Origin of the sequence: Cellvibrio sp. UBA7671, from assembly GCA_002483145.1 — a bacterium.
GTDB classification, from domain to species: Bacteria; Pseudomonadota; Gammaproteobacteria; order Pseudomonadales; family Cellvibrionaceae; genus Cellvibrio; species Cellvibrio fibrivorans.
Genome location: DLHJ01000019.1, coordinates 1 through 14747 on the forward strand (window position 1 = coordinate 1; position 14747 = coordinate 14747).

13 protein-coding genes are annotated in these 14747 nt (G+C 46.5%); 9 read left to right on the top strand and 4 right to left on the bottom strand.

Annotated features, from left to right (window positions below):
• Positions 1–207 precede the first annotated feature (207 nt).
• The 3 genes from B4E62_RS19100 to rimI are packed head-to-tail and all read left to right on the top strand — an operon-like array spanning position 208 to position 3028.
• The gene (locus B4E62_RS19100; RefSeq protein WP_331353183.1) at positions 208–1758 is read left to right on the top strand and encodes a 2-isopropylmalate synthase; all 1551 of its coding nucleotides are present in this window, start codon (positions 208–210) and stop codon (positions 1756–1758) included.
• Positions 1759–1765: 7 nt separating this feature from the next.
• The gene (locus B4E62_RS19105) at positions 1766–2515 is read left to right on the top strand and encodes a hypothetical protein (RefSeq protein ID WP_331353184.1); all 750 of its coding nucleotides are present in this window, start codon (positions 1766–1768) and stop codon (positions 2513–2515) included.
• 27 nt (positions 2516–2542) lie between these two features.
• Positions 2543–3028: a ribosomal protein S18-alanine N-acetyltransferase gene (gene rimI, locus B4E62_RS19110; protein ID WP_331353185.1), complete on the top strand. Its 486-nt coding sequence runs from the start codon at positions 2543–2545 to the stop codon at positions 3026–3028.
• A 15-nt stretch (positions 3029–3043) separates the two neighbouring features.
• Here the strand turns inward: rimI and B4E62_RS19115 are convergent, their stop codons facing one another.
• Both B4E62_RS19115 and B4E62_RS19120 read right to left on the bottom strand, forming a co-directional pair.
• Positions 3044–3583 carry a response regulator transcription factor gene (locus tag B4E62_RS19115; protein ID WP_331353186.1) on the bottom strand — a complete coding sequence of 180 codons (540 nt, stop codon included), beginning with the start codon at positions 3581–3583 and terminating at the stop codon, positions 3044–3046.
• On the bottom strand, positions 3580–4887 hold the full coding sequence (locus B4E62_RS19120; protein WP_331353187.1) for an ATP-binding protein: 1308 nt from the start codon (positions 4885–4887) through the stop codon (positions 3580–3582). The genes B4E62_RS19115 and B4E62_RS19120 overlap by 4 nt, the downstream gene beginning before the upstream one ends.
• 197 nt (positions 4888–5084) lie before the next feature.
• Between B4E62_RS19120 and B4E62_RS19125 the strand changes: the two genes are divergently transcribed.
• From B4E62_RS19125 to B4E62_RS19140, 4 genes are all read left to right on the top strand, one after another.
• Positions 5085–6443, top strand: coding sequence for an MATE family efflux transporter (locus B4E62_RS19125; RefSeq protein WP_310075392.1), 1359 nt, complete (start codon positions 5085–5087; stop codon positions 6441–6443).
• Positions 6444–6552: 109 nt separating this feature from the next.
• Complete coding sequence (locus B4E62_RS19130) at positions 6553–8130, top strand: peptide chain release factor 3 (RefSeq protein ID WP_310075390.1); 1578 nt, start codon at positions 6553–6555, stop codon at positions 8128–8130.
• A 3-nt stretch (positions 8131–8133) separates the two neighbouring features.
• Positions 8134–8463, top strand: a complete 330-nt coding sequence (locus B4E62_RS19135) for a hypothetical protein (protein ID WP_310075388.1) — start codon at positions 8134–8136, stop codon at positions 8461–8463.
• 71 nt (positions 8464–8534) lie between these two features.
• Entirely contained in the window at positions 8535–9095 is a 561-nt protein-coding gene (locus B4E62_RS19140) for a hypothetical protein (protein WP_310075386.1), read from the top strand.
• 75 nt (positions 9096–9170) lie between these two features.
• Here the strand turns inward: B4E62_RS19140 and B4E62_RS19145 are convergent, their stop codons facing one another.
• Positions 9171–10277: a TonB family protein gene (locus tag B4E62_RS19145; protein WP_310075384.1), complete on the bottom strand. Its 1107-nt coding sequence runs from the start codon at positions 10275–10277 to the stop codon at positions 9171–9173.
• Positions 10278–10617: 340 nt separating this feature from the next.
• On the opposite strand from B4E62_RS19145, the gene B4E62_RS19150 reads away from it, so the two are divergent.
• Together B4E62_RS19150 and B4E62_RS19155 are read left to right on the top strand one after the other, a co-directional pair.
• Entirely contained in the window at positions 10618–11307 is a 690-nt protein-coding gene (locus B4E62_RS19150) for a cyclic nucleotide-binding domain-containing protein (RefSeq protein WP_331353188.1), read from the top strand.
• Between the two features lie 96 nt (positions 11308–11403).
• Positions 11404–12078, top strand: coding sequence for a flagellar brake protein (locus tag B4E62_RS19155; protein ID WP_310075379.1), 675 nt, complete (start codon positions 11404–11406; stop codon positions 12076–12078).
• Positions 12079–12142: 64 nt separating this feature from the next.
• Here B4E62_RS19155 and B4E62_RS19160 read toward each other — a convergent pair whose 3' ends face one another.
• A complete protein-coding gene (locus tag B4E62_RS19160; RefSeq protein ID WP_331353189.1) occupies positions 12143–13048 on the bottom strand; it encodes a hypothetical protein in 906 nt (301 codons plus the stop codon).
• Positions 13049–14747: the final 1699 nt, after the last annotated feature.

Below are 14747 nucleotides of genomic sequence, written 5' to 3' on the forward strand. Positions count from 1 at the left end.
TCAGGTAACTGCAGGGCGTTTTTTTTGATCCGCCGTTTTGTTACGCAATCTTTTTATAGCTTCAGCATCAGGCGCAGAGATTCCAACCTCTCTCATTGCGCTTTTAGGGGCTGCAGAATCACGCTGCCTTAATTACCCGAAGACTTAGTGCTTGTTCTTTCCTATATTGATTTATAATTAATCAGATTTTCCTTCTGGCAAAACTATATGACACAGAAAGATAAACTCGTCATTTTTGATACCACTTTGCGTGACGGAGAGCAAAGTCCCGGTGCATCTATGACCCGCGATGAAAAAGTGCGTATCGCAAAGATGCTGGAAAAAATGCACGTCGATGTTATTGAGGCAGGTTTTGCAATTGCGAGCCAAGGAGATTTTGAGTCGGTTCGTGCTGTGGCAGAAGTTATTAAAGATTCAACTGTGTGCAGTTTGGCGCGTGCGATAAAGGGCGATATTGAGCGCGCTGGCGAAGCAATAAAACCTGCAAACGCTGGCCGTATCCACACTTTTATTGCAACATCACCGATTCATATGAAATACAAGCTGCAAATGGAGCCTCCCAAAGTATTGGAGCAGGCGGTGGCGGCGATTAAATTAGCACGGCAATTTACCGATGATGTTGAATTCTCCCTCGAAGATGCCAGCCGTTCCGAATTCGATTTTATGTGTCGCATCATTGAGTCGGTAATTGATGCAGGCGCTCGCACAATCAATTTACCGGATACTGTCGGCTACGGGGAACCAGGTGAATATGGATTCTTATTTCGCCGTTTAATTGAAGCTATCCCTAACTCGGATAAAGCTATTTTTTCCACTCATTGCCATAATGATCTTGGCCTTGCCGTTGCTAATTCACTCTCTGCTGTTATGCATGGTGCAAGACAAGTTGAATGCACGATTAATGGTCTGGGTGAGCGCGCTGGCAACGCTGCGCTTGAAGAAATTGTCATGGCGGTTAAAACGCGCACGGATTTAGTGCCCGTTGAAACCTGTATCGATATCAGTCACATAGTGCCTACATCGCGCTTGGTTTCCAGTATTACAGGCTTTCCTGTCCAACCCAATAAAGCCATTGTTGGCGCTAATGCATTTGCACATGAGTCAGGTATTCATCAAGATGGTATTTTAAAACACCGTGAAACTTATGAAATCATGCGTGCAGAAGATGTGGGTTGGAATACCAATAAACTGGTGCTGGGAAAGCACTCCGGGCGAGCGGCGGTAAAAGCGCGTTTTGAAGCACTGGGGATTAGCTTTGCAGACAATGATGCGCTCAATGCTGCGTTCGTAAAATTCAAAGACCTCGCTGATAAAAAACATGAAATTTTTGATGAAGATTTGCAGGCGTTGGTCAGCGATACCCAAGCACATACCCTGGTTGATGTTTATGAATTAGGTGAGATGGAGGTGGTTTGTAAAACAGGCCAGAGCCCTCGCGCGAAAGTGGAAGTAAAAATACGGGGTAAATCTGTCAGTGCGGATGCTATAGGTTCTGGTCCGGTTGACGCTACATTTAAAGCGATAGAAAGTTTGGTAAATAGCGGCTCACATTTACAGCTTTATTCAGTCAATGCTATTACCCAGGGAACTGATTCACTTGGCGATGTCACTGTGCGCCTGGAACATGATGGCCAAATTGTTAACGGTGTTGGTGCTGATACTGATATTGTTACTGCATCGGCAAAGGCATATTTGCACGCACTTAATTTGTTAAGCGCTCATGCCGCCAAAGCCCATCCACAACACGACGGAATCTGATCTGGTTATGAATGAATTGCAGCGGCAAGCCTATTTATCGGCGCTCGGCATAGAAAATTATGCCCCGCGCTGGCTCATGCCTTCTGGCCCTGTTTCAGTTGCCTGTGTGCTACCAGTGTTTGATATTCCTGTTGCTGCAACTCCTGCGTCTTTGGAGGCTGTAACAATAGAAACTAGGATCGAAAGTAAACCCTCTGCACCGAATGTATTAACGGCAATGGCCGATTTGGGCGAGCAAAAAAAGGCGCCTCTGGCAATCAATGCTGCAGTGATTCTGCAGCAATTGGAAGAAAAAAAAGCGCCGGTTGTACAACCTTTTTCACTGAGTGTTTATCGCCCCCAGCCTGGTTTTTTAATTATAGATTCGCGTAACACGAAGCTGGCATTGCCTACTGAGGTTCTGCTTAATAATCTTTTACGTGTGCATCTAAAGGCAGTACAGCCTGCGCTTGGCGAAGAGGTCTTGCGTTGGCCGATGATTGAGAACCGGTTTGTATCGCGCACTGAGGATGATGCGCGCAATGAATTGCAGACTTGGCTTGCGGTAGAAAATGAATTGCGCCCTATTCATAACCTATGGTTGATGGGCGAAAGTGCTGCGCGCTATTGGTTGGATGCAAGTAGCGATTGGGCGGCAATATGTTGGACAGCGCAACCTATCAAGGATATGTCTTTGCAAGCATTGATCTTGCCGAGCCTTAATCAGCTGCTGCAAAACCCTTCACAAAAATCCAGATTATGGGCTTGTCTGCCGTAGTTTTGCTTTTACACCGAAATTAAAACAATGACCGAAGAACTTTCCCTCGCGTGCGAAACCCACACTGGCTTGGCATTGCAATTCCGTTTAATCACGGCGGAGGATATTCCGCACGTAATGGCGCTTGAGCGTATCGCTCATTCTCACCCTTGGCGACAATCCAGTTTTGAAGACTGCTTAAACGGTCGGCAAAAATGTTGGTTGGCAGAACATAAGGGAATTTTGGTGGGTTATGTGGTTGTTACTCATGGTGGCGGCGATGCTGAGTTGCTGAATATTTCAGTTGCACCGGCTTATCAGCGCAAAGGAATAGGTCAGTGCTTATTGGCTCATGCTGTGAATTGCGTTAAAGCAAAAGCGGATATGTTGTTTTTGGAGGTGCGTATGTCTAATCGCAAGGCAATTGCACTTTATGAAAGAGAGGATTTTTTCGAAGTTGGTCAGCGCAAAAATTATTATCCTACTGTTAATGGCCATGAAGATGCACTTTTAATGGCGCGGCAGCTTTTGTAAAAACATCCACGGAATTTATTGCTTCACAGGACGCTTATGAAGTTTGCGTTGTAGTGTGCGGCGATGCATACCCAATGCCCTTGCTGTTGCGGAGATATTGCCATCATTTTCCTGCAGTATTTTTTGAATGTGCTCCCACTCCAAACGGTCAATTGAGAGCGGTGTATAAGTTGGCTCAATAGCGGATTGCTGTTTTTGCTCTCCAAACGCAGCAAGGATTTCATCGGCATCTGCGGGCTTGCATAAATAATTTACTGCACCTAATTTTACCGCTTCGACGGCGGTTGAAATACTCGAATACCCGGTCAGCATTACTATCGCCAGTTCCGGTTGACGCAATTTTAATTCATGTATTAGTTGCAGGCCTGAATCACTACCTAATTTCAAATCGACAATAGCCCGTGCAAAATCAACACTGCTAGCTAGTTGTAGCGCCTGGGTTGCATTGCTTGCTGATATTGTTGAAAAACCGCGTCTATGCAGTACGCGCTCAAGCATGCCCGCCAGGGTTTGGTCATCATCTACAATTAAAAAATCCGTGGTCGTTGCGCTCATATTGCGAGTGGCTCTGTCGGTGATACAAGTGTGATAGGTAATTCGAGACGTGTAATAGTGCCACGCGGTACGCGATTATGGAGCGATACAGTTCCGCCGTAGCGATTAATCGTAGCCTGCGTCAACAGCAAACCAATACCGAGTCCTTTGGTTTTAGTTGAGATAAATGATTTACCCAAATGAGCAGTCACTTCTTCGGCAATTCCCGCACCGCTATCTTTAATAGTCCACAGCATATTTTGTGCAGTCCAGTGGATATCAATTTCGATATCTTGCGGACTGGCATCGGCCGCGTTATTCAATAGATTGATAATTGCCTGGGCAATAGTTGGATGAAATTGCACAATCATTTCCGGTTGATCAGGTGCAATATTAATTGTAGCGATGACATCGGGGCGCATAATTTTCCAGCGCTCGATTAAGGTGTTGCAGTAGTTGCTGATATTGTCGCTGGGTAATTGCCCGTCTTTGGTTTGCTCCGCAGTGGCAACCAATTCGCGCAAGGTGTTGGCACATTGGTTGACCTGTTCCTGCAATAATTGCAAATCTTTTTGCAGTGGATCAACGTTTTTGTATTCGGTGCGCAACTCACTGAGCAAGAGTTTCATTGTCGATAAAGGCGTGCCCAGTTCATGGGCAGTTCCCGCCGCAAGTGTAGCTACAGCCATTACTTGCTCATCGCGCAATTGGTCTTCGCGCCAGCGATTTAATTGCGCTTCTTGTGCGCGCAGGTCGCGCGCCATTTTCACAATAAAGTAAGTAATCAGACAGGCGCTGATAAAAAAATTCAGCCACATACCGAGCACATGCAAATTGATTGAGTGGTCGGCTTGGTGGTGATGGGGAGAGAGGATGGGCAAGGGGATGTGGAAAAATAGTAGCAGCGAATAACTCATAACACTTAAACCGGCAATGGCGAGTGTATAGCGGCCACTTAAGGTTGCTGCACAAATACAGATAGGTACTAAAAAATAGGAAACAAATGGATTGTTGGCGCCGCCGCTAAAGTAAAACACCGCAGTTAAACAGGCTAAATCTACCAGTAGCTGGATAAAAAACTCCATCTGGGTGACGGCTAATGGTTTGCGCAAACGCACAAACGTGAGCAGGTTGACACTCGTCAGAATAACCAGTGCAGTGAGAATTTCAGTAAACGGCAAGTTGACCGTACCATCCCACAAAAAGATAACGGCGGCGATACCGAGGCAAATCAAAATCAAGGTGCGGATAATCACCCAATAACCCAAATGCTGCGCGTGGCCAGCCAAGGTGAAGGGCGCATTGATCATAGTCTTTTGAGGCATTGGAGTCCGGGTAAGCAGTGGCTGGAGAGGTGGATTATAGCGAACTGATGCCGCGCAAACTGCTTTAGCGGGAAATCGGTGGTGCGACACTTTGTCGCGCTTCACTCTGCTCAAAGCGGAGCCGCGCATAGGGACTGGTGTATACTGCACGCCATTTTTTGATCGCCTTTTCTTGGTTACAACAGCCGGCAGCGTTTATGACAACCCCCTTACCAGCAACCCTTACCGAAGGACGGGTCTCTGAACAGCTAAAAACCCTGGCTTTGCCTCTGGTCTGGGGGCTGATGGCGACCATGTCGCTCAATGCGATAGAAACCTTTTTCATCGCCCAATTGGGGCGCGAACCCCTGGCCGCCCTGAGCTTTACCTTTCCGATTATTATGGTGCTCACCAGTCTGGGTATTGGTCTGGGGGCTGGCACATCATCGGCTGTCGCCCGCGCAATTGGCGAGGGCGATTCCAGCAAGGCGCGGCGGCTTGCTACCGACGCCATGAGCCTCACGTTCATCATCTCGGCGAGTGTGTGCTTATTGGGATGGATCACACTTGAACCCCTGTTTCTCGCGCTGGGCGCTACACCGGATTTGATTCCGCTGATTCGCTCCTACATGTCCATTTGGTATTTCAGTGCGCCCTGTTTGATGGTGCCTATGGTGTGCCTATCGGCGCTCCGGGCAATGGGCATGAGCCAGGTGCAGGGCTATTTGATGGGGGGCGCTGCACTGCTCAATGTGCTGCTCGATCCTATTTTGATTTTCGGTTTGTTCGGTTTTCCAGCATTGGGTCTACAAGGCGCAGCGTTAGCCACACTGTTTACTCGTGCGTTAATGCTGGTAGTTGCCCTTTATATTTTGCATGCGCGTGTGCACATGTTAGTCAATCCATTTTTGCCTTGGGAAAAGCTAAAGAAATCCTGGATGACAATTGTTGAAGTGGGCGTACCCGCCATGGTCGCCAACGTCATTATCCCTTTTGCCAGTGCGATTGTGGTGGCGATGGTCGCTGCCTATGGTACCGATGCGGTAGCAGCACTGGGAATTGCAATGCGTATCGAACCTCTGGCGCTGATAGTTTTCTATGCGCTTTCCGGTGTGGTAGGGCCGTTTTTCGGGCAGAACTTCGGTGCAGGAAAACTGGACCGTTTATATGAAGCCCTGCGCGTGCTCACGGTTTTTTGTTTGGTTTTTGGTGTGATATTAGCGGTCGTACTTGGCTTTTTAGGGGCAGAAATTGCGGGGTTATTTGGCGATCACGCCGAAGTGGTTACCATTACCGCAACCTATCTTATGATTGTGCCGATCAGCTACGGCGCCTATGGTTTGGTGATGGCGGTCAACGCGGCTTTCAATGGTTTGGGGCGCCCTTGGCCAGCGATGCTGATATCTGCCGGCCGCGTGCTTTATGTGTATTTACCGCTGGCTTGGCTTGGACAACATTGGTGGGGCATGACGGGGCTTTTTGTCGCGACTGCACTCGCCAATCTTTTGCTGGGCCTATGGGCGTGGCTGTGGCTAAGAAAACATATCCACCAGCAAGCAGCTTCTGCTGAGCCATAGCACGCTGAGAATTCTCCGCCGAAGCTTCCCACCAAGGGATAACTCACAGGGTATAATTCCCGCACTTCTTTTGTATCTTTTTATTTTTCTCTTTTGACGCGATATTTTTATGATTAATTTAACTGCTGAACTCGCCAAGCGTCGCACCTTTGCGATTATTTCCCACCCGGATGCCGGTAAAACCACGGTGACGGAAAAATTATTGCTGTGGGGCAATGCCATTCAATTAGCGGGCTCGGTTAAAGGCAAGCGCGGTCCCCATGCCAAATCGGATTGGATGACCATGGAGCAGGAACGCGGTATTTCCGTGACCTCCTCGGTGATGCAGTTTCCCTACAAGGATCGCATCGTCAATTTGCTTGATACCCCCGGCCACGAAGATTTCTCGGAAGATACTTATCGCACACTTACCGCAGTAGATTCTGTGTTGATGATGATCGACGGCGCGAAAGGTGTAGAGGATCGCACGATTAAATTGATGGAAGTCTGCCGCCTGCGCGACACTCCAATTTTAACCTTCATCAATAAAATGGATCGCGAAAGCCGCGATGCCGTTGAGCTACTTGATGAAATTGAAAACGTGTTAAAAATTACCGCAGCGCCAATCAATTGGCCGTTAGGTAGCGGTAAAGAATTTGTCGGCGTTTATAATTTTTATACCGATGTGATTCATGTTTATCAGCAGGGGATGGGTCACACGATTCCCGACGATATCCAAATCAAAGGCCTCGATAGTGCAGAAGCCACAAAATTGCTCGGTGCCTATGCGCAGGATGTGCGCGACCAAATTGAATTTGTACGCGGCGCAACGAACCAATTTGATTTGGAGGAATACCTCGCTGGCCGTATGACGCCGGTATTTTTTGGTACTGCGCTGGGCAACTTTGGTGTGCGTGAAATGCTGGATGGTTTTGTTGAATGGGCTCCGACACCGCGCGCGCGCGCCACTCATGAACGATTGGTTGAACCGGGCGAAGAAAAATTCAGCGGTTTTATTTTTAAGATTCAAGCCAACATGGATCCCAAACATCGCGACCGCATAGCGTTTATGCGTATCTGCTCCGGCACTTATTCGCAAGGCATGAAGATGAAGCATGTGCGTCTGGGCAAGGATGTGAAAATTGCCGATGCAGTGACGTTTATGGCGGGTGACCGCAGTGCTGTTGATGAGGCTATTGCAGGCGATATTATCGGGTTGCACAACCACGGTACCATTCAAATCGGCGATACTTTCACTGAAGGCGAAAATTTGAAGTTCACTGGTATTCCGCACTTTGCACCGGAATTATTCCGCCGCATCCGCTTGAAAGATCCACTTAAAATGAAACAGCTGCAAAAAGGTTTGCAGCAGTTATCGGAAGAGGGTTCCACGCAAGTATTTTTTCCCATTAACAATAACGATATCGTTGTGGGCGCAGTGGGCGTTCTGCAATTTGAGGTGGTCGCCTATCGTTTGAAAGATGAATATAAAGTGGAAGCAGTTTATGAACCGGTCAACGTCACCACCGCGCGCTGGTGCGATTGTATTGATCCGAAAAAGCTGGAAGAGTTTAATCGCAAATGTGCTGAAAATTTGGCATTGGATGGCGGTGGCCACCTCACCTATCTCGCGCCGTCACGGGTAAATTTATCCCTTACCCAAGAGCGGCATCCTGATGTGGTCTTCCGCGCGACTCGCGAGCACTAATAGATGCTCGTTTTTTTTATCACCTTGGCCGTATTCCTGAGTGTTATAGGGGTATTGCTGTGGGTAAAAACTCCGCGTTACCAGATGACCAGGGAAGACTTGGTCGAGCTGTTGCAAAAGGTATTGGTGGGGCAGGCCAGCGAAAATGATTGGGCGATTTTTTTGTCCTCGTCGTTTCGCCATTGCCCGGAGCTAGAACCCTTTCGCGATGCCTGTGCAGCGATTGATGAAAAAGAATATCTTGGCCATACGCGCACTGGTTTTTTACTGAGTGAAAGTGGTTTAACTCAAATTCGTTGGATTTTGGCGAAGGTTGAGGCACTGGACTGCTAAGCTGGATGTTAGGCGCCCTTCGCTCGGTTATACTCAGACCATTACTATTATCAACTAAAACAGGCGCAACTTTGACAGCAGCTTCCGACAATAAGGATCTTATTTGGGATCTGGATGCATTTAACCAGCGCCAGCGTGCGGTGGATTTTGTTATGGGGTTTGAAAATAAACTCTGTGTCTATTCCAGCTCAGTGGAACAGCTCTATACAAACTACAATATTTTCTTTCCCAAGGAAGAAGATCGAAAGTTGGTGATTTTGCCGAATCCCTATATGCCGCACGATACCTTCAATGGTATCCCCCCCAATGCAGTTACACCCACCGGGATGGAAATTATTCCCGGCATTTACCAATCGCGTCCCTGTTTGTTTTTGCGTATTCCCTTTCGAAGTGGCACCGTTAAATATCGTGCTGTACCACTGCAAATGGGCTTGAATATTGTTCGTCAAAAACTCCCGCCGCATAAACCCTTTCTACCGGTGTTAATGAAAGGGGATTTGCGTGAATTGGATGCCTCAACCCCTTGCTTGCACTTACATGCCATCCATCTGGATCGTTTGGCAGAGCACTCAACCTTGGAGCGCAGTGGAATCCATAAGGTGATAGAGCAGCGCTTGCGTCAACTGGGCTAGTGATTTGATTTCAGTTGCAATAAAAAAGCCACCGCAGAGGGTGGCCTTTTTATTGGTATCAAGATGGTGCAGATTTTATTTCGGCAGGGTCCAACGCATAGGTACCGTAAACTCAAATCGCGAGCCCGCTATTTCTGCCGGTAAAGCGGGGAAAGGTGCTGAGCGTTTTATCGCTTCAAGGGCTTCTTTATTTAGCATATCAAACTTGCTGGTTTCCAAAATGTTGGTGCTGAGAACAGTGCCTTCACGATCGATAACGATAGCAACACGCACGCTCCCTTCCTGATCTCGATCCAATGCGCGTTGCGGATATTTGGTTTTGCCGCGGATTTTTTTGATGACATCAGATACATAAAACTGACGAGCCAACAGACTTTGTGCCGTTAGTGCCGGGCCTTCTTCCTCTTCTTCCTCAACTTTTGCAGCAGCAACCGCCACTGGTTTAGCAGGTGTGCTAGCAGCGGCGGCTGTAACAGGCGCAGGCTTTTCTGCTTGTGGCGCAGGAACTGGAATATCCAAGGCTGGTTTTTCAAGCGCGGGAACCTCCAATTTTGGCAGCTCGGTTTTTGCTATCGTTGCCACCTCGACTTTCGCGTTGACTGAAGATTTGGATGATGAAGCTGCTGCTGTTTTTACTTCGACTTGAGCGCCAGTCCAGGTTTTAACCTCTGCTGTGCGCGCAGCCGCTGGTGATATCGCGCTGAAGCGGCTACGTAAACCTGCATCAACATCGCCCACTTTAAGAAGGCTATCGCGGTAATCGGATGAGAGTGGAATTTTGCCAATCCAGGTTGATAACAGCATAGAAAAAAAGGCGTTGTCATCAATGTTGCCCAGCAGCACACCATTCACTGCAATATCGACGCCCTTGCCGGGATTATTAATAAAGCTGATGAAATCATCTTTTAGAAAACGGCCTTTAAACAAACCATCAAACTTCACCATGTTATCGGCTTGTGCAGTGAGCGCATCCGCTTTGCTGTTGACGGCCATGCCTTCAATCCACATGCGGCTGAAGCGGCGAGTCGTTAACCCATCAGGTGCCACTATTTTCAGTTCCATGCGCATCGGCTGGACATTATTCATAAGAGTATCGGGATCATTGCTGAGCGACTCAGAGTAGAGTGCGCCGATAAACACTTCCCGGCCTAATTCCTGATGTACGCCAATACCATTGAGCATGGGTTCAGCGCGAGTGAGTTGGCATAACATTAATAGCGAGATACAGGTGAGAACTCGGAATAGATGGTTGAAGCGCATAGTCTTACTACTCTCTATCTTTAGGGACTTTGTGGTTTTGGTTTGGTTTATCGTCCAGTGGTGTAGGCTGAATCTTATACGTTGTACGGGGATATAATATAGAAAAAAAGTGTTAGAGCGTACTTCAGAGATAATTTGACTATAGTTGTTATATAAATTTTCGGTAGTATCATGCCTATCCAAGGAGTTTTACGGCAGGATTAGTCACTCTGGTTTGATTCGTAGTGAATTAATGATAAAAAACATATATACATACGGGTAGATGATGGAAACGAAACCTCTGCACAAGGTACCGCGAGATACACTCGATCATTTATTATCGGGTATCCCCTTCTTCAAAGCAGTAAGGCAGCAGGATCTAAAACAGTTTGAGTTGTTACTGCAAGCCTCGCGGGTTGTCTCTTACCTACCTGGCGAAATTGTTTTGCAAAAAGGTGATACCGGTAATTGGCTCTATTTCTTGCTTAAAGGGAAACTGGCAGTTTATGTCGATCAGGCGTTACAAGGCGACCTTGTTAATTATGTTACGCCAGGTGAAGTGTTCGGTGATTTGGCACAGTTAATGGGACAGGCGCGAACGGCAACCGTAATTGCTGATGCTGCGGCAAAAGAATCTATGGTGCTGGCGTTGGATTTTAATGTGTTTGGCCCATTAAATTCAGTGAGCCCAATATCTCGGCAAACCAAACTTTCCTATTACCGCAATACTGCGCATAACTTGCGATGGAAGCTCGAAGTTTACCGGTCCCAGCATTTACAGCATGAGTTGGCCAATAAACATCGGCAAATAAAGCTGTATCTTGGTCCTAAAGATACGCATGAGGAGTTGGTGTCACTCCATGAGCAATCCCAGGCATTGGCATTGTTGCTGTTAGAGTGGAATAAAGAATTTGGTGTATTGTCTGCCGACACGCTCAATCAAAACCAGCATATCGTCGAACGTGAATCCTAGGCGTATTGATTGATCGCCCCCCGCCCTTGCGGCAAGAGTTTTTTCTACTGCTACACTTACTAAAATAACATTCCAATAATTAGTGTAGTAGCGGCAATGAAATTTGAAGAGCTAAAACTCACCTATGGCTACCCATTACAGTTGCAAACTGCCACCTTGGCAGGGCAACCGGAGCGCTTTTCCTGTCGATTAATTGGTTGTTTACCTGGACGCAGTATTTTGCTGTCAGTGCCCAAGCAGGCAGGTAAGCTGATCAAGTTCAGGGCAGGGCAAAAAATTGTAGTCCGCTTAATGATCGATAATGGGATTGGCATTTTTGCCGGTATTGTTGAGAGCCAAACACAAGATCCCTATCCCATATTACATCTCAGTTATCCTGAAACAGTGACCTTCAAAGGCATTCGTGGTGCAACACGCGTTGCTGTTCGCGAAAAAATTGAAGTCACCAATATCAGTGTGGAAAGTAAAATTAAAGCCTCTGGATTTATCTCGGACATGAGTATAAGCGGCACCCGGATAGAGTTGAGTGATGATATTGCTGAAATTGGCGATATTCTTGAGCTAAGGGCACAGGTAGATATACGCGATGTGAAAAGAGACCTGATATTAACGGGTGTGATTCGGTCGCGTGTTGATCCGACAGATAATCTCGGTGAAGGAGTATTGGTTAGCTACGGATTGGAGTTTACAAGTCAAACTGATGAGCATCGACTGGTAATGTACGCCTATGTATTTAACCAAATCGCGCTGCAGGAAAACTCAGTCCCATAATTGTTGTTTGAGTATCCAATAAAAAAGGCACCCGAAGGTGCCTTTTTTATTGGGGCGATAGCAATTAAGCAGCGGCTACAGGAGCAGCAGCTTTTGGCTTGCGACCACGTTTAGCTGGTGCAGCACCGGCTGGCTTTTTAGCAGCAACTTTTTTCACAGCTGGTTTTTTGGCTGCCACAGCTTTCTTGGCTACTGGCTTTTTAGCTACAGCTTTTTTCGCAGCTGGTTTCTTAGCTACAGCTTTCTTCGCTGCTGGTTTTTTGGCAACTACAGCTTTCTTGGCGGCAGGCTTCTTAGCTGCAACTTTAGCTTTAGCTGCAGTTTTCTTGGCTGCAGCTTTAGCTTTAGCTGCGGCTTTCTTGGCAGCAACTTTAGCTTTAGCAGCAGCTTTCTTGGCTGCGGCTTTATTTTTCAAAGCAGCTTTCTTTGCAGCCGCTTTTGCTTTAACAGCTTGCTTCTTCGCAGCTATTTTCGCTTTAGCAGCAGCTTTCTTAGCAGCTAACTTGGCTTTAGCAGCAGCTTTTTTCTCAGCTACTTTACTTTTTGCAGCAGCTTTCTTAGCTGATGCTTTCAAGCGCTTGGCAACAGCCGCTTCTGCTTTTGCAACTGCTTTGTCGTGAGCGGCAGCAAGTTTAGCAGCAGCTTTTGCAGCGGCAGCTTCTTTCTTGGCAGAGGCAACAGCCGCTTTAGCAGCAGTAGCATCTTTCTTTGCTGCAGCAACAGCAGCTTTAGCTGCAGAAACTTGCTTAGCTGAGCCTGGGGTTTTCTTTTTAGCAGCAGCGGCCAATTTGCTTTGCGCGGCTTTCAATGCAGCAGTTGCTTTAGCAGCATCTTTTGCCAAACCAGCAACAGCTTTACCGGCATCAGCCGCTTGAGCTGCGCGAGCTTTTGCCAGTTGTGCTTTCAGTTGAGCCAATTGCTGTTCCAAACTTGCAACAGTATTAACAGCGGTTTGTTTACGTGCAGCCATGGTGTGCTTCCTTTATAGTTTTCGACAAGTCGATAAATGGATTAAAAAGTACAACATGTATAAGTTAAAACTTTATTAAAAAAATTCAAGTTTTTTGCGTTAAATAGTCAATAAAAATGCGTTTTTTTGATGATTTTTAGTAAAAAAATGTGTTTTTGTGAATTTTTCGGAAAGTTTTTCTATGAGTTACTCTCTGCGTTAGAAAAAACAAGCCATGCATCACTCGCTCTTTTTTGCCCTTTCAATGTCCAAAATTTATTTGGTTGCGATATTTTCAATCCATTTTTCAGGTTGTGTTTAGGTTGTGAATGGTTGTTTTGGTTTTGTCTGAAACTCTTTCCGGGTCTCGTTAACGGTTGATTTAACGCATATCAATAATTCAAAGCCGGCGATTTTAGAAAATATAATAGTGATTACCGTCGTTTTTAGTCGCTCAATTGGTTTCCCTAACGCAGAGTATTGCCCTGTGCCCAATTCTGTTTTAGCGAGAGAGGATCTTTTGCGTATTGTTTTCGACGGTTTGTGTTGGCTGGATGGCGACAAAAAACAGCTGTTATGTAGAACAATACCCCACTCAACAGTATTTAGGATTGTTTAGGTGTGAGTGCGGGATGCTAGAGAAGCATTTACACCCATTTGCGTGCTAATTTTTCGTATAACCGCAATTGATCGAGGAGCAAGGTAAAAATGTTGTCGGATAGGCCACTTATGGCTAATAAGGCTTCAAGTCGTGCTCACGTGAGCGGAAGAAATTGCCGATGTTAATGCTGCGTGTCAATTTTTAATGATCAGGATTGGTGTTTATCAATCTTTCTGCATCTGTAAATTGTGTTGCATGAGGGTATCGCCTGCATTGACGGAGGATCGGTAATTTTATTTATCGCATGATGGGTTGAGTCCCTATGTTCGGCGCGGCGCCAGGAATAAGCCGGATTTTATTTGTTCTTTAAAGCAGTCGATGATTGAGTGATATACACGACTAATTCCAATTTTTTGACGCGGGCGAATAGGCACCTTGCAGCTAAAGGAAATATTGTCGTGCTTGGTGATTTACTTTTCTTCGCAGTAAAAGCCTTAGTTGCTCCTCTGGTTTATCTACTGGACGTGAGTGCACTTAATGATGGGAGAAAAGTCAGGGTTAATGTTGAATGCCGGTATACAAAATATCTTTTTATGTTGAGCGTGTTGCTCAATTGCTCATGGAGCTGTTCTTGGTTTCCAGGGAGTAATATTGGAGCGAGTTGTTGGTTTGGATCAATCGCTTCAACGACAAGCAATGCATAAAATTGGTCGCAGTGGCGACGCAGGTTTGTATCGCAATCGGTGACGTGAATAAGTCTGGCGGTATCGTGTTTAGGTGTTACGCATCCGCTTATTTGGGTTTTGTATTGGAGTTATGTTTTTAGAGGTATGCCTGCGTGGCTACGCCGAAGGCATTCAGTGATTGGATTCAATCAGATTAGCTTGCAACGGATCAGCTGGATTCGTGCTTTGGTCCCGGCACATGACTGATTTTTGACACATGCGGAAAGATTTTGATGGGGCTTATGGTCTGGTCAATAATTGAGCATGCATTCTGGGTTGCCTGAATATTTCGCGTAAATTCCCAAAAGGGACAGGTAAAGGGTTGGTTTTTGTTTTGCCAAAACTGCTAGAATTGGCGTTTTACCACAGACTTACTATAACGTTCCAAATAACA

What these genes read in the sequence shown, in the direction of transcription:
- B4E62_RS19100 (WP_331353183.1), top strand. Translation starts at nt 208, where the DNA reads ATGACACAGAAAGATAAACTCGTCATTTTTGATACCACTTTGCGTGAC.
- B4E62_RS19105 (WP_331353184.1), top strand. Translation starts at nt 1,766, where the DNA reads ATGAATGAATTGCAGCGGCAAGCCTATTTATCGGCGCTCGGCATAGAA.
- rimI (WP_331353185.1), top strand. Translation starts at nt 2,543, where the DNA reads ATGACCGAAGAACTTTCCCTCGCGTGCGAAACCCACACTGGCTTGGCA.
- B4E62_RS19115 (WP_331353186.1), bottom strand. Translation starts at nt 3,583, where the DNA reads ATGAGCGCAACGACCACGGATTTTTTAATTGTAGATGATGACCAAACC.
- B4E62_RS19120 (WP_331353187.1), bottom strand. Translation starts at nt 4,887, where the DNA reads ATGCCTCAAAAGACTATGATCAATGCGCCCTTCACCTTGGCTGGCCAC.
- B4E62_RS19125 (WP_310075392.1), top strand. Translation starts at nt 5,085, where the DNA reads ATGACAACCCCCTTACCAGCAACCCTTACCGAAGGACGGGTCTCTGAA.
- B4E62_RS19130 (WP_310075390.1), top strand. Translation starts at nt 6,553, where the DNA reads ATGATTAATTTAACTGCTGAACTCGCCAAGCGTCGCACCTTTGCGATT.
- B4E62_RS19135 (WP_310075388.1), top strand. Translation starts at nt 8,134, where the DNA reads ATGCTCGTTTTTTTTATCACCTTGGCCGTATTCCTGAGTGTTATAGGG.
- B4E62_RS19145 (WP_310075384.1), bottom strand. Translation starts at nt 10,277, where the DNA reads ATGCTCAATGGTATTGGCGTACATCAGGAATTAGGCCGGGAAGTGTTT.
- B4E62_RS19150 (WP_331353188.1), top strand. Translation starts at nt 10,618, where the DNA reads ATGATGGAAACGAAACCTCTGCACAAGGTACCGCGAGATACACTCGAT.
- B4E62_RS19155 (WP_310075379.1), top strand. Translation starts at nt 11,404, where the DNA reads ATGAAATTTGAAGAGCTAAAACTCACCTATGGCTACCCATTACAGTTG.
- B4E62_RS19160 (WP_331353189.1), bottom strand. Translation starts at nt 13,048, where the DNA reads ATGGCTGCACGTAAACAAACCGCTGTTAATACTGTTGCAAGTTTGGAA.